Genomic DNA, 1203 nt, shown 5'->3' on the forward strand with positions numbered 1-1203 from the left:
TTCGTTCATTATCCCATATGAAATTAGCGTGTGTTACTGGAGAGGTTTCGGTTAAACCATAGCCTTCCACAAGTTTCCCACCAGTTACCTTTTCGAACTTTTCCTGAACCTCGACTGGTAATGGTGCAGAACCACTTAAACAAGCTTGAATGGACGATAAATCATATTTTGCGATATCCGGATGATTTAACAGACCAATATAAATAGTTGGTGCTCCTGGGAATAACGTCGGTTTCTGCTTATCTATCGTTTTCAAAGCAGAATCCACATCGAATTTAGGTAATAATACCATGCGGTTTCCAAGCATGACGGAAAGAATCATGACGGCAGTCATGCCATAAACATGGAAAAATGGCAGGATTCCCAAAATCGTTTCCTCGCCTTTTTTGCAGCGATATAACCACGCATCACACATCGAAGCATTGGCTATCAGGTTTTTATGCGACAACATAACACCTTTGGGGAATCCAGTTGTGCCTCCAGTGTATTGCAAAATCGCAACATCCTCTTCAAAGTCAAAAGGAATTTCTATTTCTTCTGCTTTGCCAACCTTCATGACTTCCGGGAACAAGTGATTCATCCCTCTATGCTCCACTTTTACTGAAAAACCGTATTGTTTCTTTTGTATAAATGGGTAAACCAAATTTTTCGGGAATGGTAAATAGTCTTTAATACCCGTTATAATTATGTTTTCAAGATTCGTTTCTTTAATAACTTTAGAAATACGAGGAAATAAAATATCGAGCGATAAGATTGCTTTCGCGCCAGAATCTTTCATTTGGTAAGCAATTTCTCTCTCTGTATAAAGCGGATTAGTTTGGACGACGATGCCACCTGCGTAAAGAATTCCATAATACCCAATAACGTTTTGAGGACAGTTTGGTAACATGATTGCCACTCTGTCACCTTTTTGAATACCAAGTGACCGCAAATAATTAGCAAACTTCAACGAAGATTCATAGAGTTCTCGGTAGGTAATGTCTTTTCCCAGAAAATGAATCGCAATCTTTTCCGGATAATCACGATAAGCATGTGTCAAATATGCTTGAACCGGAATCGGATCGTACGAAAGCGTATGTGGAATCTCCGGTGGATATTGAGCCAACCATGGTTTTGCCGTCATTTCTATTTTCCCCCTTTTTTAATCGTTTGAATATTCCTATTCTTTATTATAAAGAAAAATGAATCCGCTTACAATTAAAT

1 protein-coding gene is annotated in these 1203 nt (G+C 38.5%); it reads right to left on the reverse strand.

The window, feature by feature from the left end:
- Positions 1 to 1123, reverse strand: a 1123-nt coding sequence (locus AC1DSB_RS19685) for an AMP-binding protein (protein WP_477587466.1), incomplete at its 3' end; no start/stop codon positions are given.
- Between the last annotated feature and the right edge of the window lie 80 nt (positions 1124 to 1203).

The organism is Paenisporosarcina sp. P4_E4_2 (genome assembly GCF_056401595.1).